At 27.0% G+C, this 21,168-nt stretch carries 30 protein-coding genes and 1 pseudogene; 13 read left to right on the top strand and 18 right to left on the bottom strand.

All coding sequences use genetic code 11. The features are described 5' to 3' along the window. Positions 1-126 precede the first annotated feature (126 nt). A complete protein-coding gene (locus NWE74_RS18525; protein WP_258244538.1) occupies positions 127-303 on the bottom strand; it encodes a hypothetical protein in 177 nt (58 codons plus the stop codon). Between the two features lie 509 nt (positions 304-812). Between NWE74_RS18525 and NWE74_RS18520 the strand changes: the two genes are divergently transcribed. The 4 genes from NWE74_RS18520 (at position 813) to NWE74_RS19255 (ending at position 2,206) form a co-directional block, all read left to right on the top strand. Continuing rightward, positions 813-1,052, top strand: coding sequence for a helix-turn-helix transcriptional regulator (locus NWE74_RS18520; protein ID WP_258244537.1), 240 nt, complete (start codon positions 813-815; stop codon positions 1,050-1,052). Continuing rightward, positions 1,045-1,368 (top strand): hypothetical protein, encoded by a 324-nt coding sequence (locus NWE74_RS18515; protein WP_258244536.1) that lies wholly within the window; start codon positions 1,045-1,047, stop codon positions 1,366-1,368. Before NWE74_RS18520 ends, NWE74_RS18515 begins: the two co-directional genes overlap by 8 nt. Before the next feature lie 126 nt (positions 1,369-1,494). Then, positions 1,495-1,731, top strand: coding sequence for a hypothetical protein (locus NWE74_RS18510; RefSeq protein ID WP_258244535.1), 237 nt, complete (start codon positions 1,495-1,497; stop codon positions 1,729-1,731). A 319-nt stretch (positions 1,732-2,050) separates the two neighbouring features. After that, positions 2,051-2,206, top strand: a complete 156-nt coding sequence (locus NWE74_RS19255; RefSeq protein ID WP_258244534.1) for a YvrJ family protein — start codon at positions 2,051-2,053, stop codon at positions 2,204-2,206. A 299-nt stretch (positions 2,207-2,505) separates the two neighbouring features. On the opposite strand, the gene NWE74_RS18500 is transcribed toward NWE74_RS19255, so the two are convergent. The 6 genes and pseudogenes from NWE74_RS18500 to NWE74_RS18480 form a co-directional block, all read right to left on the bottom strand. Then, the gene (locus NWE74_RS18500) at positions 2,506-4,881 is read right to left on the bottom strand and encodes an ABC transporter permease (protein WP_258244533.1); all 2,376 of its coding nucleotides are present in this window, start codon (positions 4,879-4,881) and stop codon (positions 2,506-2,508) included. Next, complete coding sequence (locus NWE74_RS18495) at positions 4,874-5,557, bottom strand: ABC transporter ATP-binding protein (protein ID WP_258244532.1); 684 nt, start codon at positions 5,555-5,557, stop codon at positions 4,874-4,876. The genes NWE74_RS18500 and NWE74_RS18495 overlap by 8 nt, the downstream gene beginning before the upstream one ends. A gap of 330 nt (positions 5,558-5,887) precedes the next feature. Further along, a complete protein-coding gene (locus tag NWE74_RS18490; protein ID WP_258244531.1) occupies positions 5,888-6,178 on the bottom strand; it encodes a hypothetical protein in 291 nt (96 codons plus the stop codon). 451 nt (positions 6,179-6,629) lie between these two features. After that, positions 6,630-6,785: pseudogene (locus NWE74_RS19335) on the bottom strand (GNAT family N-acetyltransferase); the annotation flags it as partial. 671 nt (positions 6,786-7,456) lie between these two features. After that, complete coding sequence (locus NWE74_RS18485) at positions 7,457-8,152, bottom strand: zf-HC2 domain-containing protein (RefSeq protein WP_258244530.1); 696 nt, start codon at positions 8,150-8,152, stop codon at positions 7,457-7,459. Positions 8,153-8,154: 2 nt separating this feature from the next. After that, the gene (locus NWE74_RS18480) at positions 8,155-8,622 is read right to left on the bottom strand and encodes an RNA polymerase sigma factor (RefSeq protein ID WP_258244577.1); all 468 of its coding nucleotides are present in this window, start codon (positions 8,620-8,622) and stop codon (positions 8,155-8,157) included. Between the two features lie 239 nt (positions 8,623-8,861). On the opposite strand from NWE74_RS18480, the gene NWE74_RS18475 reads away from it, so the two are divergent. The 5 genes from NWE74_RS18475 (at position 8,862) to NWE74_RS18455 (ending at position 11,188) form a co-directional block, all read left to right on the top strand. Next, positions 8,862-9,068, top strand: a complete 207-nt coding sequence (locus NWE74_RS18475) for a hypothetical protein (protein ID WP_330666448.1) — start codon at positions 8,862-8,864, stop codon at positions 9,066-9,068. Between the two features lie 139 nt (positions 9,069-9,207). Then, positions 9,208-9,336: a hypothetical protein gene (locus NWE74_RS18470; RefSeq protein WP_258244529.1), complete on the top strand. Its 129-nt coding sequence runs from the start codon at positions 9,208-9,210 to the stop codon at positions 9,334-9,336. A gap of 59 nt (positions 9,337-9,395) precedes the next feature. Beyond that, positions 9,396-9,731: a hypothetical protein gene (locus NWE74_RS18465; protein ID WP_258244528.1), complete on the top strand. Its 336-nt coding sequence runs from the start codon at positions 9,396-9,398 to the stop codon at positions 9,729-9,731. Positions 9,732-9,813: 82 nt separating this feature from the next. Further along, complete coding sequence (locus tag NWE74_RS18460; RefSeq protein WP_258244527.1) at positions 9,814-10,218, top strand: DUF3997 domain-containing protein; 405 nt, start codon at positions 9,814-9,816, stop codon at positions 10,216-10,218. 277 nt (positions 10,219-10,495) lie between these two features. Then, the gene (locus tag NWE74_RS18455; protein ID WP_258244526.1) at positions 10,496-11,188 is read left to right on the top strand and encodes a hypothetical protein; all 693 of its coding nucleotides are present in this window, start codon (positions 10,496-10,498) and stop codon (positions 11,186-11,188) included. A 151-nt stretch (positions 11,189-11,339) separates the two neighbouring features. Here NWE74_RS18455 and NWE74_RS18450 read toward each other — a convergent pair whose 3' ends face one another. Then, positions 11,340-11,516 (bottom strand): hypothetical protein, encoded by a 177-nt coding sequence (locus tag NWE74_RS18450; protein WP_258244525.1) that lies wholly within the window; start codon positions 11,514-11,516, stop codon positions 11,340-11,342. 246 nt (positions 11,517-11,762) lie between these two features. On the opposite strand from NWE74_RS18450, the gene NWE74_RS18445 reads away from it, so the two are divergent. The 4 genes from NWE74_RS18445 to trxA all read left to right on the top strand — a co-directional run bounded on the left by NWE74_RS18445 (position 11,763) and on the right by trxA (position 14,023). After that, positions 11,763-12,194: a MarR family winged helix-turn-helix transcriptional regulator gene (locus NWE74_RS18445; protein ID WP_258244524.1), complete on the top strand. Its 432-nt coding sequence runs from the start codon at positions 11,763-11,765 to the stop codon at positions 12,192-12,194. Between the two features lie 120 nt (positions 12,195-12,314). After that, the gene (locus tag NWE74_RS18440; protein WP_258244523.1) at positions 12,315-12,794 is read left to right on the top strand and encodes a glutathione peroxidase; all 480 of its coding nucleotides are present in this window, start codon (positions 12,315-12,317) and stop codon (positions 12,792-12,794) included. A 27-nt stretch (positions 12,795-12,821) separates the two neighbouring features. Further along, positions 12,822-13,694 (top strand): NAD(P)/FAD-dependent oxidoreductase, encoded by an 873-nt coding sequence (locus NWE74_RS18435; RefSeq protein WP_258244522.1) that lies wholly within the window; start codon positions 12,822-12,824, stop codon positions 13,692-13,694. 17 nt (positions 13,695-13,711) lie between these two features. After that, positions 13,712-14,023: a thioredoxin gene (gene trxA / locus NWE74_RS18430; RefSeq protein WP_258244521.1), complete on the top strand. Its 312-nt coding sequence runs from the start codon at positions 13,712-13,714 to the stop codon at positions 14,021-14,023. Positions 14,024-14,068: 45 nt separating this feature from the next. Here trxA and NWE74_RS18425 read toward each other — a convergent pair whose 3' ends face one another. The 10 genes from NWE74_RS18425 to NWE74_RS18380 form a co-directional block, all read right to left on the bottom strand. Beyond that, positions 14,069-14,425, bottom strand: a complete 357-nt coding sequence (locus NWE74_RS18425; RefSeq protein ID WP_258244520.1) for a hypothetical protein — start codon at positions 14,423-14,425, stop codon at positions 14,069-14,071. 24 nt (positions 14,426-14,449) lie between these two features. Beyond that, the gene (locus tag NWE74_RS18420) at positions 14,450-14,662 is read right to left on the bottom strand and encodes a hypothetical protein (protein WP_258244519.1); all 213 of its coding nucleotides are present in this window, start codon (positions 14,660-14,662) and stop codon (positions 14,450-14,452) included. 260 nt (positions 14,663-14,922) lie between these two features. Next, a complete protein-coding gene (locus NWE74_RS18415; protein ID WP_258244518.1) occupies positions 14,923-15,696 on the bottom strand; it encodes a CPBP family intramembrane glutamic endopeptidase in 774 nt (257 codons plus the stop codon). Positions 15,697-15,794: 98 nt separating this feature from the next. Then, entirely contained in the window at positions 15,795-15,992 is a 198-nt protein-coding gene (locus NWE74_RS18410) for a hypothetical protein (RefSeq protein ID WP_258244517.1), read from the bottom strand. Between the two features lie 137 nt (positions 15,993-16,129). After that, positions 16,130-16,774, bottom strand: a complete 645-nt coding sequence (locus NWE74_RS18405; protein ID WP_258244516.1) for an ABC transporter permease — start codon at positions 16,772-16,774, stop codon at positions 16,130-16,132. Positions 16,775-16,777: 3 nt separating this feature from the next. Further along, entirely contained in the window at positions 16,778-17,515 is a 738-nt protein-coding gene (locus tag NWE74_RS18400) for an ABC transporter permease (protein ID WP_334304171.1), read from the bottom strand. Continuing rightward, on the bottom strand, positions 17,499-18,422 hold the full coding sequence (locus NWE74_RS18395; protein WP_258244514.1) for an ABC transporter ATP-binding protein: 924 nt from the start codon (positions 18,420-18,422) through the stop codon (positions 17,499-17,501). The genes NWE74_RS18400 and NWE74_RS18395 overlap by 17 nt, the downstream gene beginning before the upstream one ends. Before the next feature lie 209 nt (positions 18,423-18,631). Beyond that, a complete protein-coding gene (locus tag NWE74_RS18390; RefSeq protein WP_258244513.1) occupies positions 18,632-19,555 on the bottom strand; it encodes a sensor histidine kinase in 924 nt (307 codons plus the stop codon). 2 nt (positions 19,556-19,557) lie between these two features. Next, positions 19,558-20,259 carry a response regulator transcription factor gene (locus NWE74_RS18385; protein ID WP_258244512.1) on the bottom strand — a complete coding sequence of 234 codons (702 nt, stop codon included), beginning with the start codon at positions 20,257-20,259 and terminating at the stop codon, positions 19,558-19,560. A 118-nt stretch (positions 20,260-20,377) separates the two neighbouring features. Continuing rightward, positions 20,378-20,962: a DUF4250 domain-containing protein gene (locus tag NWE74_RS18380; protein WP_258244511.1), complete on the bottom strand. Its 585-nt coding sequence runs from the start codon at positions 20,960-20,962 to the stop codon at positions 20,378-20,380. Positions 20,963-21,168: the final 206 nt, after the last annotated feature.

Raw genomic sequence — 21,168 nt, 5'->3', positions numbered from 1 at the left:
ATGATATAGAAACATTTGTTATATTAGGTATAACTGCATACGCTATATATTCAGATTAGGGTGCTGCGCATTTATGACTAGCTTTTCATAATATCTTTAATCCAATATTTAAATTTTTCAAGTAAATTATCCCATTCCTCTTATATCTACAGCCCTATGTCCTTTCCATGTGCCTGTTAAATTTCCTGTTGCAAGTCCTTCTATAGCTTTATCATAGCCTCTTTTAGCTTCCGGAGAAAGTTTTTTTGCAGTTCTTTTTACTGAAGAAGATATGTTAATTAGAATATCGCATCTATTGTGCACTAGTAAATTACGAATTTGAAAATATAAATGGTTGTGAAATTCCACCACAGCTTGTTTATGGTCTTATTAAAGCTGGTTATGCGATAGCAGGTGGAATTTTCATCTTAGGTTCTATATCTGGAGCTGCTAAGGTATCTAAAGAGAAGTAATATTTTATGTCTTTTATAAACAAAACTACTTTATCTAAAATATTTGCACTTATAGTGATTATATACCTACTTTATAAGGAAATCTATCTCGTTAAAATTACATATATAGGTACTTGCTTATGAAATATAAGATGCTTACAATACTAAAAATAAAAAGTTAAAGCCCTTAGAATCCATTTAATTAGATTCTAAGGGCTTTTTTACTAGTACTCTTTAAACAAGTTTTTAGAGAAAAGTTGTAGTATTTCATATAATATACAGTATAAGTTGATATGTAAAAAATATAAGTTTAATTTACTTTTTGCTAATAATAGTTTAATATTATAAATATAAATGGAATACAATTTAGGAGGTACTAAAGTGAAAAAAGATACCTTTGGTGATTCTATAACAAATAAGGTTTATGAGTTTCGAGTTCTTAAGAGAATGAGTCAAAGTGAACTTGCTGAAGCCGTTGGAGTATCCAAACAAACGATATTTGTAATGGAAAAGAATAACTATTCTCCATCATTAATTTTAGCTTATAGAATTGCTAATTTTTTTGAAGTTGATATTAAAGAAATTTTTACTTATGTAGGAAAGGATGAAAGCAATGATTGATATGTTAAACAATTGGTTAGGTAGTAGTATAAGTAACTTCAATACGTTTGTAGGTATTACAATGGGTATAGTGATATTGTCACTTATTGTTATATTTTATTTTGCATACAAAATCGGTAACCCAGATGAAAGAACATATATAATTCATTTAAAGATATACAGGGTAATGTTTGTTACCATATTTTTCTTATTAGCAGTTCTTATGAATTGGTCAGATGGGTCTTACTTTAGGCAACATCTAAGCCTAGTTATATCTTTAACTCTTCTTTCAGGAGTTGTTGCATCTGTATATCAGTATAATAAAGATTTTAACTAGTAGATTATCCGGGACTGCTAGCTATCCCGTGAGTAGGAGAAGTAGTTATAACTGCTGCTGGGATTGTTGTAACAAGTTGGCTAATGAAAAAAGATGGAAATGGTTTAAATAGGAGGTTACATTATTATGTATACATGGATAAAAGTATTAGAAACTGGAAGAGAAATTGAATTTGAGTATGCTAACAAAGTATATTTTATTGGTAGTTACGATGAAGGTAGATGTATTTTTGATAATAAAAATGAATCCATAACAACATATTATAACGATGTAGATTTATTTTTAAGTAATTCAAAGATTAACGATATTTTTTTTAAACAACTTATTGAAGATGGATACATAAAAATAATAACAATATTTTAAATTATAAAAAATAAGGCAGTTAGAATAAAATTGATTCTACCTAAAGATAGTATTAAACTGGCCCCTATCAACCTAATAAAAAATATAAATAACTAATCATTAAATTGCTATTTAAAGTATAATTAAAAATAAAAAGATTGAATCTATTGAAATTACTTGTTCATAGCAGATTCAATCTTTTTTATTGGCATGTTTTTTCTAAACTTTACTTTCTTAAATTTAAGTCAACCTAATAATTTTTTAATCTAATTAAGAGTTTTCTTTATTTATTTAAATAATTTTTTAAATTTTAAAAGTTGTTAAGAGTAAAAAAATATCAATGGAACTAGATTTAATGCAATTAGTGGCTAATTTAGGATTTCCTGATATCGTGACCATGTATTTATTGGTACGAACCGAAGAAAAGCTCGATGGGCTAAGTTCAAGTATAAATTCCTTGAGCTCAAATATTAAAAAATTAAATAGTAGAATGTAAAAAAGCAACACATTCCAGTTTTTATAAAATATAAGCGCTTTTCTTCTAATCTTATAACCTCTAATCTATCAATTAATGTTTTATTTTTATACCAATAACCTTCTTTATCTCTCATCCCTTTAGAAAATCTTTTACGTTCTCCTCTTCTTAGACCTTGCTCATAAGCTATAAACTTCTCAATAGACTTTGGTATACATCTTAAAACAGCTTTTACCTCAGTTTCCTTAAGTGGTTTAGTAATTGTTTTTTATCTAATTCTACTTAGTATATATTAATGTTAAATTTATATGAAATAATTATTAACTATATTTAACTCTATCTATCAAAGATTCCATCTTAAAATGCTTCTTTATAAAGTATGTTATTCCCATTTGAGTAAATACAGATGATAAAATTAATACTATCACTGGTATTAGTGGATATTTGTAAACTGCATAATCAATTCCCATATTGTAAATTTCTAAGTATATAAAGTATCCAAGAACACTACCTATAACGAATGATATAACTATACTTATTCCTATATAAAATAAATATTCTATTTGTAGCATATTTTTAAGTTGCTTATTACTCATACCTATAGCTTGCATCATACCGAATTCTTTTTTTCTAGATATTACACTTGTAATTATTGTATTTGCAAGGTTAACTAAACTTATTATACCTATTATCCCTACTAAACCATAACCCATTGTTTTTACTCCAAAGAATGCTTTAGTATATAATTTTAATTCGCCTTTAAAATCATTGTAATCTAAATTATTGTAATTTTGCGCTATATCTCTTAATACGTTATTTACTGAATCATAGTATATATCCATTGCTTCTACTTGTATTAATTGTGTATAGTTATTGTTATTTGTATTTTTAATTAGGTCATTACTAGTAATAAATGTTGAACCTATATATATAGGTATAATAGCACCTATATTAACTTCTTTAGTTATAGCTGTTTCCAGATTATTATATTTTAAAGTTATTCTATCACCTACATTTAATCCTAGAATATCATGAACTAAAGTCGATATTATAATTTCATCTCCTGACTTGATTTTTTCTATGTTTATTTTTCCAGATTCAACACTCTCATTTGCCCTATTTAACATATCATCATCAAATCCAGCTAACTCTCCTTCTTTGTGTTCTTTACCAAATATATTCATATCACAAGTTATTACATTAACTACATTTACATTTTCTACACCTTTGATAGATTCAATATCACTTATAAAGCTACTGTTCAATGGATTGTTAGTGGCTATTTTTGCCCTTTCATTTTGATAGTCATAAGTAGCATACTTTAATTTAAATTCAAAATCATTAGTCATAGATTGTTTTACAGCTTGCTCAGCGTTAACACTTTGAAGTACTGTTGATATACTTACAAATAATATCCCACTTAAGCTAATTGATATTAGCGTTAAATACGTTCGCTTCTTGTTTCTAAAAAGATTGGAATAAGCTAATTTTTTTATATCTATTTCTAAATATCCTTTTCTATTTTTTCTTGTAGGTACAAAGCTTTCATTGTATTTCATAGCTTCTATTGGTGATATTTTAGATGCTAATTTCATTGGTCTTATAATACCAATGTATACTGTAATTATAGTAAGTATTGTTGTAGATATTATAATCAATAAAATATCCTCTATATCAATATTAATATCATACATAAGTAATTTAAGTATTAAGTTGGATATGATATACCCCAATATAAGTCCTATTGGAATAGATACTATTGATAATATTAATCCTTCTTTTAAAATAATATTTTTTATTTGTTTTTTTGTAGCTCCAATAGCTTTCAATTTCCCTATTTCCTGAGTTTTATTTATTACAGATATATAAAATATGTTATATATAACTATACATGATGTAAGTATAATTATTAAAGTCGTAACTACTCCGCCTACTATTGTTGCTAAATCAGGTTTTTTACTCATTAAATATATTTTATTCATTTTTATATTGTCTGAATCATTATAAAGATTTAATTCTTTAGCTATGTGATTTACCTTAGATTCTATTTCTTGAGAACTTAAATTTTCTTCATTTTTTAATCTTACAATTGCTTTATATGAAGTATCATAATCTTTTTGTAATATAAATTCTTTTGAAATAACACCCTCTGAATCATTTTTAATAATGTTATATTCACTTCTTTCAATAATTCCGCTTAATACAAATTCTTCTTCAATAATATTTCCATTTATATCATTAAATTTTAATTTAATCTTATTACCTAAAGTGGCTTCACTTCCTAGGTCTGTTATCATTTCCTTATCTAATGCAATTTCATTTTTTAATTTAGGTAATTTACCTTCTAATATATTTTGATTTGAAAATTTAAACCCATTTTCATCAGAGTAAAACAAGGTAAGGTCTGTTTTTCCTACAGTAATTTTTCCAATATCTGAACTATTTTCTCCTACACTCTCAATTTCACTATGTTTACTAATCATATCTATTTGATTTTCATCAAGTTTTGTATAAGATGCGTGTGAGTTTCCTGCTGTTCTAACTGCATCTATTTTAAACTGATTTACCATATTTAAGGTTATTATCCCAACAGATACTAAAAGACAAGTTGTTAATACTATTGTTATAGAAGTTACTACACTTTTTAATTTGGAATGCTTTAAATTGCTTATTGCAATTTTATTTATATTAATCAATTGTAGCACCACCTTTTACAACTTTACCATCTTCTATAAATATCACTCTATCTGCCATTTGTGCTATAGATTCATCATGGGTTATCATTACTAAGGTTTGGCTATATTTTTTTATCATCATTTTTATTAAATTAATAACCTCTTCACTAGTTTTAGAGTCTAGATTTCCAGTTGCTTCATCAGCAAGTATTATAGTTGGATTTGATACTAATGCTCTAGCTATTGCTACTCTCTGTTGTTGACCTCCTGACAATGTACTAGGTAGGTTTTCCTTTTTATTTTCTAACCCTAAAGTTGTGATTATCTCATCTACAAAATTTATATCTACTTTCTTACTGTCAAGACCCAATGGTAATACTATATTCTCCCATACATTTAAACTTTGTATTAAGTTATAGTCTTGAAATATAAATCCTATATTTCTGCGTCTAAATATTGCTAATTCCTCTTCTTTTAATGTTGATATATCTTTGTCACTTATATATACCTTTCCATCTGTTGGGTTATCTAGACCTCCTAACATATGTATCAAAGTACTTTTTCCTGAACCGCTTTTTCCTACTATAACAACAAATTCGCCTTGATTTATACATATACTAGTATCATCTATTGCCTTTACTATATTTTCTTTTTCCCCGTAGTATTTTTTCAAGTTTATAGTTTGTAATATTTTCATAGTGCTCCTCCTTTATATCTATTTATCTCGCTTATTTATTTACTTACGGATAAAATCTAACTAAGCATAAGAGATTGTTGGAATATAATTCCAACAATCTCTTATTTAAAGGTTATTTTGGGTAACGTACGCATTCTGCAAAATTACCATTTTTAACTGATTTGATGGGGTTTTCACCCGTATCATCACCTCCCCATAATGTATAATAATTTTAAACATTAAAATGTGCAAAAAAATAACAAAAACAAAAAAATAACTGAATCTATATTCTTAAAATACAAAATATAAGATACAGTTATTTTAATTATTTAATATTGAAAATATCAATTATTAATCTTCAGGTATTAAGCATATCTGTTGACAAGGAATATAAGAAAAAGCAGCACCATAAGTAGAAATTTTTATATTATATTTATGTCCATCTAATAATAGGATATAATTTCCTGCTGATAGACCTAAATATGAACATCGATGATTTTTATTAGTAAAATATTCAACTAGTTTTTGAGATAGTTCATCCATATTATAGTATGCTTCATCTAGAGTTAAATTAATTGTTCCTTTTTTGGGAATACCTAATCCAATTTTAAAGCCATCCCAAAACTCTTTTTCCTTTTTCATATGTAACCTCCATCAAAATTTGTTATAATAATTTACATAAATAATATCATATAGTTGGCAAAGAATCATAAAACTTAACTAAGATTAGGTTAGATTGGAGTGAATTAATATGAGTATAAGATATCATAGAATTTTAATGATTATAATACTCCCAATTATATTTTTAAATGTATATTTTAAGCTAGATAGTTCTATTTTACTATCAACTTTGCTTTTTATAATATCTTTTATTGGATTTAAGTTAAGTAAATCAAAAGATATTAAATTAAGTTTAATTGTTTTGGGATTTTTATTTGCTTTGGCAAATTTATATTTAGGGTTATAGAATATAAATTTAAGGTTTGGTACAGAGCTTTTTAATATATTGTTCTTTTGTTAATGCATAAATTAAGTGAAGTGACTTTTTATCACCATAATCTCTAACATATTCATCTATAAATTTCATACCAAGCCTCTCTAAAACCTTAATAGAGCTTTTATTTTTAGGAATTACTTGAGCAATAATTTTATCTGCATTAAATGTAGAGAATGCGTAAGATATACAACCCTCTATACCTTCTGTTGCGTACCCATCTCCCCAATACTCTTGTTTTAATATGTATGCAATTTCAATGTAATCAGTATTTTTTATGTTTATCTTTTTTCTTAAAATATTGTATCGCTTCCTTAGGCAGCATAAGTAGAGATTCTATTAAAAAGTTCATTCCACTTCTCATATCTTTTTGAAAATCAAGTCTACGATCATATCCTTTAACTTCATCACCTATTATATATCCTAGAATAGGCAATTCTTTATTTATTTCTAATTTTTTTCATATGTACTCCACCCTTTTCTATGTAAATAAATAGCTTTAATTAATTATAATCTATGACATATATAAAATTATACATTAATACACAATTTCTAAAAAATAATGAAATTTAGATAACTCCTAAAAAGTACTGGATGAACTATGAAAATAGAGTCACAGTAGGGGATTTTAAATTTGTAATGCTAGAAGAAACATTTCCTAATAATACAAATTTATCTAAGTGAGATAACTTCATAATAAGTGTTGAAAAAGTACCAGTTATTGTTGGAAGTTATTCAAATAAAAAGTTAAAAAGGATAAATCAAAATGCCTAGGTACTCAGAATAGGAACATAATAAAAGATATGGAATGGCTATATGATATCCTTAATTAATATAAAATAATGCCTAGACTTATCTAGGCATTATTTTATTTCTTAATATATGTTTAATACATTTAAATAAGATTTTTAGAATTAAATCTTTGCTTATAATTTACTTACAAATTTAGATTTTAATAACAGTATTATATATGTTATTAAAGATATCCATCCAATTAAAGCACTATACTTTAAAATAGCATTTCCCATAATTACAGGTTTATAGTCTATACCTACATGAAACATACCAATATTTTTTTTCTGTTTATTAAAAATATCTGCACTTATATTTGTTGAGATTATATTTGTATTTGTATCTGTATTTGATTTATTTTTATATGTATATAGGATATTTTTATAATCAGTTCCATGTATTTCTAAAGAAAGAACATTTTTATAATTTTGGTTTAACAATTTTTGCAATTCAGCTGAATATGAATTTGAATTTTTTATATCATGATTTTCAGATATTGTCTGTAAATCTATTGCTAATCTAGCTCTAGTATCATACACGTCATTAAAAGAGTATTGTGTGTAATAAAGTGCTATTAAATATATGATTAAAGAGCATATAGAGATATTTTTAAATACATTTCTGTATTTTTTATCAAATTTTTTTAATGGATTAATATCTTTTTTATTAATTTCTAACGTTTCTATATTTATATCCTGATTCATATTATCTAATTCTGATTTACATTTACTACAAGTTATTATATGATTTTCAATTTCTTTATTACTTTCATCACTTGTAAGATTATCTATATAGCTTGGTAAAAGATCTTTTATTATTTCGCATTTCATTTTTATACTCCCTTTCCTATTTTTTGCTTAGCTCTATAAAAGGTAACTCTAGCCCAGTTTTCATTTTTATTAAATAGTTCTCCAATTTCTCTAAATGAGAACGCTCCTGTGATACGAAGTAAAACTACTTCTTTTGAGATTTGCTCTAATTTATATACTTGTTTTATAAGTTCCATTTTGCGCTCTTTTAAACAAATTTTTTCTTCTATGCAAATATTATTAGACACAATCTCTTCACTTAATTCAGATGTTTCTTTTCTCTTTTTTTTATCGATTTCTTGATACCAAATATGTTTTGCAATTTGACATAACCAGGTTGATACTTTGCAAGTACCATCGTATCTATTAGAGGATTTTATTGCACGATAAAATGTCTCTTGTGTAAGCTCTTCTGCCAGATGTTCTTCTTTACAAAGAACCATTAAGTATTTAAAAACCATTTGTGCATGTTCTTCATATATGCAGTCCATTTCATGCACAGCATCACCTCCTTCAGACATATATCCGAAAAAAACTTATTTCGTTACAGAAAATTTATATTTTGTTAAAAATTTATATCTTGATGGTTATATTACTTATTTTTTAAATTATCATTGGAGTAAAATTTAATCAATACATATTGCCTTAGTGGGCATATTTTAGATATGAATAGTTATTTCATAATAAAATCATAATAATTGATTGCTTATTCACTGCTATTATGTTTAGTATGGCTGGTTACTTCAATGGTTGTGGTAGAACTACCTTCGTTATGATCCAAGGAATTATAGGTGCATTTTGTGTTAGAATCCCTGTATCATTTATAATGAGTAAACTAGAGCCAGTTTCATTATTTAATGTTGGTCTTGCTACTCCGATGTCTACTTTTATTCAGATTATTTTATGTATATCTTCTTTTGATAATTTATTTATCTAATAAATTATCAAAAGAAGATAATTGCTTAGAAGTTAAAGAACAAGTTCAAGTTTAGATTGTGACAACTTAAAGCTATTGACATTTATAAGATCTATTGGGTATACTCACGAGTAAAGAAAAATATTAAGGGAGACTTAAAATGAATTCTAATTTCAAAAAAATTTTAATAGTTTGTGTGATAGTAATTTTCTTTGCTATATTGGAGTTCTGTTACACACATAAGCCATCAGAATTACCAAGATTTTTATTAAAATGGATGTATACTTAAAAATTTCACATAGATGCTTTATTGATTGCATGGATTAAATAAAATAGAGGTGTAAAAATATGAACTTAAAGAAAGCAATAGATTTATTTTATGTAGATGAAATATATGATATTTACTGGATAACTGAAAATACTTTAAGTGAAATATCTAATGAAGATGATTTTTATATAAATAATGCATACTTTTATTTATTAAACCTTTATTACTTACATTTAGATAAAAAGAATTACAAAGAAGTTGCCTATTTATCTTATCTAATATCTTATTACTTATTTATAATAGAGACACCATTTGGTTCAGAGCTACTTGCAAAAAAGTATGCAGAGTATGCTATAAAATATGATGATTGTAAAAACTACAGGGAGTGGGTTGCTTACGTAAATCAAGGTAATTAATACTATCTAATAAATAGATTGTAATATATGGTAAAATTACATTCTGAGCCATAACTTATAATTTAATAAGGAGATAAGTAAAATGAAGAAGTTTAAAATTATTTTAATCACTGTATTTTCTGCTATAGCAATTGTTGGGTGCGAAGGTGCTGGAGATTATGAAATTGAGCTTATAAATGGGTTTACAGTAAACCGAAGTTCAAGTGAAAAAATATGTATTAGTTCTCACGAATATAGCTATGAAAAGGTGTTAATACCAACGTATGATAATTATGAAGATGGTGAATATGTAATAGAAGTCGGACATGATAAAGATAGATATATAGTAGCTAAAACAAATTTAAATCAGTATTATATAATGAACACTATGGAAATAAAGGTATATGGTCCTTTAACAGAAGAGTTATTTAACAATAAGAAAGAAAACCTAGATATTTCAAAAGATGCTATACTCAAAACATTAGATGATATGAAAATAACAGATTAAAATAAATAATATTAAAAAAAAAGCATTAAATATTTAATGCTCTTTTTTATTGTGTAAACGCAATAAAAACTTATAATACTTTCTTCAACACAACGATGTTATCTGAAAATGTATCTTTTGATACGTATCAAATAGAAACTATAGTTTAAGTATATGAGTTCTTATCATATCGTTTAAACAATATCACGTCAATTCCTATGTTTCCTTTAAGTTAAAGGTGCATTTTTATAAACCGTATATTTATATTGAGGTTTATTTGAGAAAGGGGGGGAAAGGTATGAATATTTCAAATAAAATCAGTAGTAGCTTATTGGGAAGTTACAATAATAGCTCTTTAAGAAAAATACACATCAATACTTCTAATCATAATGAAAATATAGACAAATCATTAAAAGAATTAAAAGCTATTAACAAAGGTAAAATTTTAGCTAGAGAAAACTTAGATGCTACATACAATTCAAATATCAATAAACAATTTCAAGAATCTTTAGAACATAAATTATCTCAGCTTAATGAAATGAAGGGTATGATTGAAAGTAAAGACAAAGAAAATGATGTAATAGATGATTCAGTAAAAGATACTAAAGTTATTAGTTATATCAAGAACACAAAAGAAGTTAAGGATAAAGAAGAAACATTACTTAGTGAAGATGAACAAATTAGTCTTCAAGATATAAACAAGAAAATATCTGAAACTAATAGTGAGTTAAAGGAGATTAGAGGTTTAGGTAAAGAGTTGAGTAAACAGTCTGAGCTGATTGATGAGAAAATATCTACGTTTAAAAAGATATATGGTAATGATATTTTTAAAAAGGCAGAAAAAGAAGCAGTTTTAAAACAAGTTTATGATACTCGTAATAACCCATTTATTAAAAAATTAAAAGATACCTTTAATGAAATTATAGAACTAGAAACACAATTAAAAGATAGATTAAATCCAGATCAACAAGAAGATAAAAAGGAAATATAAAAATATGTAGCAAAGTCGGTTTAGGTACAAAGTTTGATATAAGATTAAAAAGAATATAGATTTATCTGTTACGCCTTAACTACTTTTTTACTACTTTAAATTAAAACAACGTTATATTTTACAAATATAACGTTGTTTTTTTATTTATTAATTACATATTTAAATATTTCTTTAAAGCACGTATTAATAAAAACATAGTATATACAGCTAATGCCTTTATAGCAAGATTAAGAGCTACGTTTAAAATATTTATAATGCTTAATACAATTAAGTTAATATCAATGCCTGTATTAGCTACATTTGAAGTCATCTCTTGTGCTATTTCCATAAATCCCCCTCCATATCATAGAATTTATAATTTAACTAACTTTTCAATAATATCCCCTTTTCTATTATACAATCTATTAAATTATCTTACACCTAACTCAAATACATTTATTAACGTTTATTTTAATTTGCTATAATTAAATAAAAAAAGTTATAAAAGTATTTGACAAAGATAATACTAGGATATATAATAAGTTTATAAATTGATTTAGTTCAATTAAATTTATGCAAGCCAATCGGAGTTAATATGGATAAATATGATAAAATAAAACTAGATAATCAGATATGTTTTTCACTATATGCTTTATCAAGAGAGATAATCAAATTGTATAAGCCATTGCTAGATAGACATAACTTAACATACACACAATATATAGCTATGCTAGTAATGTGGGAAGAGGAAAAAATAATCTTTAAAGAGTTAGGTAAGAGGTTACATCTAGATTCTGGAACACTTACACCAGTTGTTAAGAAGTTAGAATCTATGGAATTAGTGACAAAATACAGAAATAAAGAAGATGACAGACTAGTTACAGTTGAACTAACTGAAAAAGGTAAATTATTAAAAGAAGAAGTACTAGATGTGCCAGAGAAAATGTATCACATCTGTGGTGGTAATGATTTAAATTTACTTTCTTTAAAAAATCAGTTAGATAGTTTACTACAAATATTAGATTAATAATATAGTTACTGTATACTTTAGAGTTAAAATCAGTAATGGTTTTAACTTTAAAGTATATTACAATTAATTGAGTTAAATTAAATTTACATAAATCAAAATTAGAGAGGAAATATTAATATGAAATTTTATGACTTTAAAGCAAAAAAAATAAATGGACAAGAAGTAAGTATGGAAGATTTTAAAGGAAAGATAGTAGTAGTAGTAAATACTGCAAGCAAATGTGGGTTAACTCCACAATTTAAAGAGTTAGAAGAGCTATATCAAGGGTATAAAGATAAAGGGGTTGAAATATTAGGATTCCCTTGCAACCAGTTTGCAAAACAAGATTCTGGTAGCAATGAAGAAATACATGAGTTTTGTCAATTAAACTATGGTGTTAGCTTTAATATGTTTGAGAAAATAGATGTAAATGGAAAAAATGCACATCCTTTATACCAATATTTAAAAAATGAATCTAAAGGATTATTAAGTAAAGAAATAAAATGGAACTTCACTAAGTTTTTAATAGATGATCAAGGAAATGTAATAAAGAGATATGCACCAACAGTATCACCTTTAAAAATAAAAAACGATATAGAAGATATACTAAATAAATAATGACTTAAGATAAAAGGAGATATTATCATGAACGAAAGATACGACATAGCAATTATAGGTAGTGGACCTGCAGGTTTATCAGCAGCTCTTAATGCAAGTATAAGAAATAAAAAATTTATTGTATTCGGAACTAAAGAAATAAGTAATAAGTTAGTAAAAGCTCATAAAGTAAACAATTATTTAGGATTCTATGGAAAAAGCGGAAAAGAAATAAGAGATGAGTTCGCTAAACATTTAGAAGAAATGAATATAGATATAACAGAAGAAAAAATAAATAATATATATGCAATGGGAGATTACTTTACACTAATGGCTAATGATAAAACTTATGAGGCAACAACTATAATCTTAGCTACAGGAGTTAACTTCGGAAAACTATTTAAAGGAGAAGAAGAGTTCTTAGGTAAAGGAGTTGGATATTGTGCAACTTGCGATGCTCCTTTATACAGAGACAAGGTAGTAACAATAGTAGCATACAACAAACATGAAGAAGCAGAGGCTAATTTTATAGCATCAATTGCATCTAAAGTATACTATGTGCCTATGTATAAGGAAGAAGTAGAAGTTGATTCTTCAATTGAAATAGTAAATGATATACCTTTAGAAATACAAGGTGAAACTTTAGTAAGTAAATTAATACTTAAAAATAGAGAAATAGAAACAGATGGAATATTCATACTTAGAGATAGTATTTCTCCAGGTCAGTTAGTACCAGGATTAGAGCTAGATGGAAGTCAAGTAGATGTAGATAGATCTATGAAGACGAATATAGAAGGATGCTTTGCAGCAGGAGATATTGTTGGAGCACCATATCAATATATAAAAGCAGCAGGTGAAGGTAATATAGCAGCTTTATCAGCAGTTGCATATTTAGATAAACAAAAAAGAAAAAGTGCATAGGCATAGGAGGAAATACAATGGCAAAGATAGTTAATTCAGAAGAGTTTAGAAGTAATGTAAATGAAGGATTAGTAGTAGTAGATTTTTTCGCAACTTGGTGTGGACCTTGTAAAATATTAGCTCCAGTATTTGAAGAATTATCATCAGAAATGGATGGAAAAGCTACATTCTTAAAAGTTGATGTTGACCAATGTGGTGATATAGCTAGAGAATATAGTATATCAACTATACCAACAATGATGATATTTAAAAATGGTGAAAAACAAGAAACTATGGTTGGTTTCTTACCAAAGGAATCAATAAAATCTAATATAGAAAAATACTTATAATAGCCTAATTTTATAAAGCGAAACTAAAAACACCAATGAATTATTTTATTCATTGGTGTTTTTAGTTTCAAATTCATTACTAAATATTTCATAACTCCCCACGAATCCTTCAAATATTAATGATGTTGTTTCAGAATTTTTTTCTAAAACAAAACATCTGCCTAGCTGATCCACAGTATATCCATCATATTCCATACGATTTTTAAAGTCATCTACACTCCTACTCATATAGCGTAATGGTTTATCTGAAAACCTTATAACATTTTCATTGCTGGTCTCTAATTGAATGAGAGCTTTCAAAGGTATAAAAGGATTTTTAATTTTAGAAGAGTAGGAAACTAACCCTAAAAATAAAATACTAATAATAAATATAGGTATCGTAAACCTTAATATCTTTTTCATAAAATACTTGTTCCTAACTTATTTCTATATATTATGTTTATTTTCTTTGTTTGATTTAATTTTTATCCAATCAACCACTATTAAAATAATTGCTAATACATTAGCAGTATAACTTATATATCCAAATATACCTGTATTATCCTTATGATAAAATATTTTTATAAGATTAACTATCGATAAAATTATCAATACAACGGTAATTATTTTTGGTACTTTTTTATTATGACTTTTTTCCATATTGCTCCTCCAAATAAATCACTCCCTAATTTTATATCTAATTATTTAGAATTACTTTTAGTACCTTTAACTATTTTGCATAAAAAGTCGCTAGAATAGCAAAGAAGTTTGTACCCTACAAATAGTATTAAATACTTGAAAAAATAATTCCCTTGTAACTCCAATCATGATACTTACTCCTTCCTTATTATAATTTTAAGTCTGCATACTACTTTATAAAAATCTACTATACCATAAATAATTTTTTACAGTTAGTATTTCTATTGATCATTTAATACTCTAATTCTAGAATCTTTTTTATAATTAGAAATCATTTTAAATGATGAAAATATAAAAACTATAACTCCAATTATCATAAATAAATAATTTATAGACTCATCTGTAAAAAGGTACTCTGGCATTATTACTAATCCACATAAATTATATATCATATGTAAAATAATATTCCCTATCATAGAACCACAGTATACATATATTAAAGCAAGTGCTATACCTCCTATAAAAGTATAAATACCTTGAACAATATTCCCATGTGAAATTCCGAAAAACAATGCTTGTAAGAAAATTGCTCCTATCAAACTATAATAACGCTTTAAAAAATTAAATATCATTCCTCTAAAGATTATTTCTTCACATATAGGAATAAATACTACACTACAGATCAAATTAATTATTGAAGTACTTTGAGAAAGCATTTTATTGCTTATTTCCGTATAACTAGGGAATATACTATCTAATAAAATTGTTAAAATTGATAAGATTACACTGAATCCGAATCCAAATAAGGCTATATAGTATACATTTTTTATACTGATTTTTTTAAAATCATCTTTACTTATTAAGTATTTATAACTTGTTGAAAAATAATATAGTAAAGAAAACATAATTAAATAAGATAAACTTATTGATATCAATGTAGACTTTATAGGATTCTTAAAAAAAATACAAGTGAATAGTATTGAAATTCCAGAGCTAAAAATATTTAAAACTACTAAATTTATAATAAACTTTAATGTACTTATAAAATTTTTCATGTATCCCTCTCCCTGATTTACATAGCATTTCGTTTTTATCATACTATTTAATGCTTTATAATTTCAAGAACTCTAGACTGAAATACATGAAATAGGGATTAAAATGATTTATAATTTATACTTTTTTCTATTATTTTATTTTTTATAATTTCACAAACAACAAGAAATGAACCTACTATCACTAAATTTTTAGTATTTGTTTCTATAAAGTTGCATTTAAATAGACTCAGTGCAGGTATTAATAAAATTAAATTTATAGTTCCTGATATAAAAAAAGCCTTATTTTTAATTTTCATAATAAACAATCTCCTAAATATCTGTTTTTAATTTTTAGGACAACTAAATACGTTTAAAAATCAGCGACCTAATTTTAAATACATTGTAATTACTAGTTTATAGGTATTTTTGTTAATTTACAACTTTAATCATATAGCTAATTTTTTTCACTATATTTAAAACCTTTGAGTATGAAAACAGAAAGGCAACCACACAGTAACAAAATTATAATACTACAAATACGATTTTGGCAAGGAGTTTCATAGTAACCAGAAACCCCAAATACTGCAGAAATAGGATAGATTGTTTTTAGAGTATTTGACCTACACATAAATGTTCCTACAAAAGAGTAGATTTCAGTTAATACTAATGCAATCCAATAGCCTTTTTTCATATATGATACTAAGGCAATAATAGGCGAGATAGCAAGGAATATTCCAACACCTTGAAGAAAATATATTTTCAGAAAATCTAAAACCATTCCTACCGATAGATCAGAAAAGTGTAATATTGCCTCATTTACAGGAATAAGTAGCAAGGATTTTATAGTATCATCATCTTCTTCACGACAAATCATATAACTTCCTAAAAGAGAAATGACAGCGTGAAGAACAAAAAGTGTTGCCAAGGGCTGAGCCATTTCCATATACCATCCTGCACTATCTATATCCCGAGAACCATTGTATGTCAACCATCCCGATATAAAAACAATACCTGCTACCATAACTGTTGCAAAAATTGTAATCCAAACAATATTTAAACGGCGAATCTTTTTAATTTCAGCCCAAAGTAAATTTCCCATTCTTTACACCTCACTTCTTTTCAATGTGATATTTGCAAAAAATACTGCAATAATATCCCAAAGGAAAATACAAAGAAATGCTAACGGAGCGTTAATTTCTTGCTGCCAAACAATGCCCGGTATATCATTATTTCGATTAACTATAACTTCCATACTTGTTAATGGATGTATATACATATTTACAGACCATATAAATAATGCAAAAAAGGCATAAACCAATGTGATACAAATTGGTAGAATGTATCCCTTTTGCGATGATGCTATTGCTAAAATTGGCAACATTACAAAAGCAGTTAAAAAACCATACTCTAAACATTTTTGCAGCAAATATAATACGCTCACCCATTCAAATACAACATATCCTGAAAGCACACTAACCATAACCGAAGCTACGAATGTAACTAACATAAAGCAAATAGAGTAAACTAAAACCACAAAAAATTTGCTGAAAAAGTATCCTATTTTGCTGATAGGGACAATCCAAAGTTGTTTTAACGTATTATTCTGATTTTCTTCGTGCATAAGCATGGTACTAAGTATTCCCAAAATAACAGGTAAGATAATTAAAACAGTAAAATTGAATGCTGACCATTTATAATACGCTCTGGGGTCAACACCTTTATCCACGAAAAATAGTGCGAAAAACGGCATAATAAGAGCAGCTAACAACATAATCCAAATAATTTTCTTACGGTGTAATTTAAGAAATTCTGTTTTAATAAGGTTAAGCAATGCCTTCACCTCCTGTAATTTTTTTGAAGTAGTCTTCTAAGGTATCATGACACAATACAGAGCTAATAACAGTTATATTCTGCATTACAAAAGATTTATTGATTTTACCTATATCCAGAGTAGTGTCATAAACTCGCAGGGTTTGATTATCTTGAACAGAATAATCTTTAGTCTTAAATTCACGTTCTAAAATCAATGCAGCTTTAGGAATATCTGAAACTTGCAACATGATATAGTTGCGATTTTTATTTTCTAGTTCCTTAATACTACTCTCTTCTAAAAGAACCCCTTGGTCAATAATTCCAATATCATCAGCCAATAACGAGATTTCCGAAAGAATGTGACTGGAAATAAGGATTGTTTTTCCTCGTTCAACACTTAAATGCTTAATAAAATCTCTCATTTCTGCAATACCAATAGGGTCAAGACCGTTTGTAGGTTCGTCCAAAATCAGTAGTTCAGGGTCATGCATAATAGCATTAGCAATACCAAGACGTTGCTTCATTCCAAGTGAATACTTCCCAAACAACTTTTTATCTTTATAAGGTAATCCTACTACTTTCAATGCATTTTCAACTGCATTTGGCCCAACCGTACCACGTAGCTTTGCAAAAATTTCTAAGTTTTCTGTTCCTGTTAAATTTGGATAAAAACCTGGTGTTTCAATCATAGCACCGATACGAGGGTATACTCGTTTTTCTCGGCCTTTGACATTCTTCCCGAATACATCCACCTCTCCAGAAGTGATTGAAGTCAATCCTGAAATCATTTTCATAAGAGTGGTTTTTCCTGCTCCATTGCGTCCTAACAATCCATAAATCCTACCTTTTCTTACATGCAGGTCGACTGAATTAACTGGTGTCTGCTCTCCATAATTTTTTGTTAGCTGTTTTGTTTCAATTATAAAATCATTCATATAAAATCTCCTCACTTTCAATACCTTTACTTTATCAATATAATAACGAATAGGACGGTATAAATAATAACAATTAAATTATATTATATTAACCTTGTCATAACCTTGCCGTAATCTTGTTCTTTTCTTGATTTTATAGTTTACCAAAAAATTCGCTTCAATTAAGCGTAAAAAAAAACTGCATAAGACAGAGCTTTTATCTATTAATATTATAGAGCTTTTGGCAAAGTAATGGTAAATGTAGTAGAGTTTTTCAAAATACTCTCCACGTCAATATTCCCCTTATGAACAGATACAAGTTCTTTCGTGATAGATAATCCAAGTCCTGCTCCTGCAGTCATTCGAGATTTATAGCCTCTATACATTCTTTCAAAGATATGTGACTGTTCATCACTCGGCATACCTATCCCGTTATCAGAAACTTTTATCGTGACTTGCTTTTCATCTTCATATAAATCAAAAACAAGTTTTGCGCCTTTACTATGAGCAATAACATTTTGAAAAAGATTATTCAAAATTCTAGTATAAGAGTTTGCATCAATTCGAGTAAGACATTCTTTTTCAGGGATATTGATTTCATAGTCGAAATTATTATTTTCTATAATAATAATCCAATCGGCGGCAATACTTCGAGAAAGTTCGTTGATATCACATACTTCAAATTTAAATATTTGCTCTCTTGCATCAAGTTTTACCCATTCAAAAAGTCGTTCTGTAAACCTTTTTAGATTATGTGCTTTACCTATTGCAACTTCAATATATTCGTCCTTTTCTTTTCCTGTGACAATGTTTTTTTCTATCGCTTCTAAGTAACCTACAAGAGATGTTAATGGTGTTTTAACATCGTGAGAAAGACTTGCCATCAAGCGTTTATATGCCTGTTCTGATTGTCTATGATTTATGATCATTGCTTGCATTTCTGTGGTAATTGAATTTAAGTCATAGCAAATCTGCCTTGTCATATCATTTTCTCTTGTAAGTATTTTCCGGTTTAAATTTCCATCTTTAATGTCCGTTACCACTTCTTGTATCACGCTGATTTGCTGCTTTGTTCTGTATAGCTTTGAACCGAGATAAAAAACAACAATCAATAACACACCAGATAACATTATAAGAAATTCAATCATCCCCATTCCTAAACCTCCCTATTAAAGCGATATCCAACACCTCTAACAGTTTGAATATAAAAAGCATTATCAAGATTTAGTTCAATTTTCTTTCTAAGTTTGCTTATAAATGACATGATATTACTGTCATCAAAGGCATAGTCATTCTCCCACACTTGCGTATAAATCTGCTTTTTCGTATAGACACGACCTTTATTATTCGCTAAGAATATCAACAAGTCAAATTCTTTTCCTGTTAAATTGATTTGTTTATCATTTACAAAAACAATACGATTATCTATATCTATTGTCATTCCTTTGAAGGCTAAATTCCCCTTTTGTGTATCGTGTGTATTGTTGAGTGTTGTAAAGCGGCGTATAAGAGAGTTTACCCGCGCGGTTAACTCATTTATACTAAATGGTTTCGTTAAATAATCATCGGCACCTATTCTAAGACCTATTATTTTATCTTCTTCGCTGTTTTTTGCAGTGAGCATTAAAACAGGTACATTACTTATTTCTCTTACTCTTTTTAAGATACTAAATCCATCTAAATCAGGTAACATCACATCAAGAATGATAAGAGAAAGATTTTTTTTGTTTTTGTCTAAAACTTTAAGTCCCACACTCCCGCTGAATGCTAGAAGAGTAGACATTTCTTCATTATCTAAACACTTCTTTATAAGCGAACAGAGCTCTTTGTCATCATCAATCATTAGTACGGTATTCATTATTTCTCACTTTCCTTTTCTTCTTTAAATCTCCCGTCAGTCGTTTTATCATCATCTTTTGGTATTATTTTACACCTTAATGTAAGCTAAAAAAACTACTTATAAAATATAAAAAATTTTATTTATATTTTTCTAAAAACTCTTTAATAGCCTGGCACAATATATCTTGCACCTTATATTTATTATTTGCCTTACAAAAATCTGTAAATTCCTTTTGTATAGGCTCATATAGCTTATAACTTCTAACTACTAAATCACCTTTAAAGTCTTCTATTTTAAGTTTTCCCGTCTCAACTACTTTATTACTACTTTGTAGTTTATACCAATTATACATCTCATTTAGCTTACTTAAGTTTTCATCATAGCTGCTTATCATGTTGGTTAAAATCTCACTATCCGTTCCAACTACTTTGTTACTACTTTTTTGCATAGATAATATACCTTCATTAATATCATCCTTTATAATTTTAGTTGATCTTGCTAATATTCTTGGGTCAGCATCTACTATTTCAACTATGCTTTCATATTGATTAGTTTCTTTATTGTATTCGTAAGATATCTTTTTAAATCTATCTCTTATTGTTGATCTTGAGATACCTATATCTTTGCATAGGTTTGTTAGTGTATAGCCTTCTATAAGTTTTTTGTTTATATACTCTACTTGCTTTACAACTTCTAATTTATCAAAATCTCTTCTAATCATATTCCTCCACCTCAAATATATTTATAAGTATATTATAAACTACTTTTAAACATATTTTGGTAGTTCATTAAGAATAAAAAATTCACTTTGCTTAATTCACTTCGTGAGCACTACACTTCATGTCGCTAACGACTTCATTCGTTTCTCAAAGTAGTAACTTAGTAGTAATATTTTTAAAGAATTTCATTTTTTTATAAAAAAATAGA

The organism is Romboutsia lituseburensis (assembly GCF_024723825.1).
GTDB lineage: Bacteria > Bacillota > Clostridia > Peptostreptococcales > Peptostreptococcaceae > Romboutsia_F > Romboutsia_F lituseburensis_A.
Note: the sequence above shows the minus strand (reverse complement) of the source record. Positions and strands in the feature narration are given on the sequence as shown.

What these genes read in the sequence shown, in the direction of transcription:
- NWE74_RS18515 (WP_258244536.1), top strand. Translation starts at nt 1,045, where the DNA reads ATGATTGATATGTTAAACAATTGGTTAGGTAGTAGTATAAGTAACTTC.
- NWE74_RS18510 (WP_258244535.1), top strand. Translation starts at nt 1,495, where the DNA reads ATGTATACATGGATAAAAGTATTAGAAACTGGAAGAGAAATTGAATTT.
- NWE74_RS19255 (WP_258244534.1), top strand. Translation starts at nt 2,051, where the DNA reads ATGGAACTAGATTTAATGCAATTAGTGGCTAATTTAGGATTTCCTGAT.
- NWE74_RS18495 (WP_258244532.1), bottom strand. Translation starts at nt 5,557, where the DNA reads ATGAAAATATTACAAACTATAAACTTGAAAAAATACTACGGGGAAAAA.
- NWE74_RS18490 (WP_258244531.1), bottom strand. Translation starts at nt 6,178, where the DNA reads ATGAAAAAGGAAAAAGAGTTTTGGGATGGCTTTAAAATTGGATTAGGT.
- NWE74_RS18485 (WP_258244530.1), bottom strand. Translation starts at nt 8,152, where the DNA reads ATGAAATGCGAAATAATAAAAGATCTTTTACCAAGCTATATAGATAAT.
- NWE74_RS18480 (WP_258244577.1), bottom strand. Translation starts at nt 8,622, where the DNA reads ATGGACTGCATATATGAAGAACATGCACAAATGGTTTTTAAATACTTA.
- NWE74_RS18475 (WP_330666448.1), top strand. Translation starts at nt 8,862, where the DNA reads ATGGCTGGTTACTTCAATGGTTGTGGTAGAACTACCTTCGTTATGATC.
- NWE74_RS18470 (WP_258244529.1), top strand. Translation starts at nt 9,208, where the DNA reads ATGAATTCTAATTTCAAAAAAATTTTAATAGTTTGTGTGATAGTAATT.
- NWE74_RS18465 (WP_258244528.1), top strand. Translation starts at nt 9,396, where the DNA reads ATGAACTTAAAGAAAGCAATAGATTTATTTTATGTAGATGAAATATAT.
- NWE74_RS18460 (WP_258244527.1), top strand. Translation starts at nt 9,814, where the DNA reads ATGAAGAAGTTTAAAATTATTTTAATCACTGTATTTTCTGCTATAGCA.
- NWE74_RS18455 (WP_258244526.1), top strand. Translation starts at nt 10,496, where the DNA reads ATGAATATTTCAAATAAAATCAGTAGTAGCTTATTGGGAAGTTACAAT.
- NWE74_RS18450 (WP_258244525.1), bottom strand. Translation starts at nt 11,516, where the DNA reads ATGGAAATAGCACAAGAGATGACTTCAAATGTAGCTAATACAGGCATT.
- NWE74_RS18445 (WP_258244524.1), top strand. Translation starts at nt 11,763, where the DNA reads ATGGATAAATATGATAAAATAAAACTAGATAATCAGATATGTTTTTCA.
- NWE74_RS18440 (WP_258244523.1), top strand. Translation starts at nt 12,315, where the DNA reads ATGAAATTTTATGACTTTAAAGCAAAAAAAATAAATGGACAAGAAGTA.
- NWE74_RS18435 (WP_258244522.1), top strand. Translation starts at nt 12,822, where the DNA reads ATGAACGAAAGATACGACATAGCAATTATAGGTAGTGGACCTGCAGGT.
- trxA (WP_258244521.1), top strand. Translation starts at nt 13,712, where the DNA reads ATGGCAAAGATAGTTAATTCAGAAGAGTTTAGAAGTAATGTAAATGAA.
- NWE74_RS18425 (WP_258244520.1), bottom strand. Translation starts at nt 14,425, where the DNA reads ATGAAAAAGATATTAAGGTTTACGATACCTATATTTATTATTAGTATT.
- NWE74_RS18420 (WP_258244519.1), bottom strand. Translation starts at nt 14,662, where the DNA reads ATGGAAAAAAGTCATAATAAAAAAGTACCAAAAATAATTACCGTTGTA.
- NWE74_RS18415 (WP_258244518.1), bottom strand. Translation starts at nt 15,696, where the DNA reads ATGAAAAATTTTATAAGTACATTAAAGTTTATTATAAATTTAGTAGTT.
- NWE74_RS18410 (WP_258244517.1), bottom strand. Translation starts at nt 15,992, where the DNA reads ATGAAAATTAAAAATAAGGCTTTTTTTATATCAGGAACTATAAATTTA.
- NWE74_RS18405 (WP_258244516.1), bottom strand. Translation starts at nt 16,774, where the DNA reads ATGGGAAATTTACTTTGGGCTGAAATTAAAAAGATTCGCCGTTTAAAT.
- NWE74_RS18395 (WP_258244514.1), bottom strand. Translation starts at nt 18,422, where the DNA reads ATGAATGATTTTATAATTGAAACAAAACAGCTAACAAAAAATTATGGA.
- NWE74_RS18390 (WP_258244513.1), bottom strand. Translation starts at nt 19,555, where the DNA reads ATGGGGATGATTGAATTTCTTATAATGTTATCTGGTGTGTTATTGATT.
- NWE74_RS18385 (WP_258244512.1), bottom strand. Translation starts at nt 20,259, where the DNA reads ATGAATACCGTACTAATGATTGATGATGACAAAGAGCTCTGTTCGCTT.
- NWE74_RS18380 (WP_258244511.1), bottom strand. Translation starts at nt 20,962, where the DNA reads ATGATTAGAAGAGATTTTGATAAATTAGAAGTTGTAAAGCAAGTAGAG.